Source organism: Pseudorhizobium halotolerans (assembly GCF_902153235.2).
GTDB lineage: Bacteria > Pseudomonadota > Alphaproteobacteria > Rhizobiales > Rhizobiaceae > Neorhizobium > Neorhizobium flavum.
This window is the reverse complement of record NZ_CABFWE030000011.1, coordinates 1,641-2,578: the sequence shown is the minus strand read 5'-3', so window position 1 is coordinate 2,578 and position 938 is coordinate 1,641. Positions and strand designations below refer to the sequence as shown.

Below are 938 nucleotides of genomic sequence, written 5' to 3'. Positions count from 1 at the left end.
GGAAGCGCGCTGTCTTGAGCTGATAGGCGGTCGATCGGACCTCGCGTTCCGCAGTCTCCGCCTTGAGAAGCTGCGACAGGATCGGAATGGCAGCCTCAAACGCCGGCGAACCCTGTTCGGTCAGATCGCCGACGGCGTGGGCCATGCCATGCATCTTCAACTGCCGCAGCATGATGACGATCGCGCCGCTTGCTGGATTATGACGCATGGCGAGTCTCCGTCTTTCTCAATGTATCGTATCGTTCAACATTAGCCTTGGGTTCATTGGTGAGCGTCAGTGCCTGTGGCGCGTCGAGGGTCGGCGGCGTGAAGGATTTACCGTCAACGAGCCGATGCAGCAGGTTCAGCACATGCGTCTTGGTCGGAACGCCAGACTTCAGCGCCATGTCGACGGCAGACAGGACTGCCTGCTCGTCGTGCTGAAGGACGAGGGCCAGGATATCGACCATCTCTCGATCGCCACCCGGCTTCTTGAGCAGGTATTGCTGCAAGGTCCGGAATGCATCGGGAAGCTCGATGAACGGTGCGCCGTTACGAAGAGCACCGGGCTTACGCTGCACCACCGCCAGATAGTGACGCCAGTCGTAGATGGTCTGGCCCGGCCGATCATGGGACCGATCTATGACGCGGCGGTGCTCACAAACGATCTGGCCTTCTGCGGCGACCACGACACGATCTGGGTAGACCCGGAGGCTCACCGGTCGATTGGCGAAGGATGCCGGAACGCTGTAGCGATTGCGCTCCAGATGCACGAGGCAGGTGGGCGTGACCCGCTTCGTATATTCGACGAACCCGTCGAACGGCCTGGAGAGCGCCATGAGAGCTGGGACTTCCTCGGCCCAGATGTCGGCAATAGTGCCACGCAACTGACCGTGGGGTGTCTTGGTCCAGAACTCCTTGCAACGGGCCTCGAGCCAATCGTTCAAGGCCTCCAGTGA

Annotated in this window: 1 protein-coding gene and 1 pseudogene; both read right to left on the bottom strand. The window is 60.7% G+C overall.

All coding sequences use genetic code 11. From position 1 onward, the window contains the following. Nucleotides 1-208 (bottom strand): annotated as a pseudogene (locus FN060_RS15405) (ATP-binding protein); the annotation flags it as partial. Beyond that, nucleotides 198-938: Mu transposase domain-containing protein (locus FN060_RS15400; protein ID WP_425312177.1), on the bottom strand; the 741-nt coding region annotated here is incomplete at its 5' end. The pseudogene FN060_RS15405 and the gene FN060_RS15400, both read right to left, overlap by 11 nt.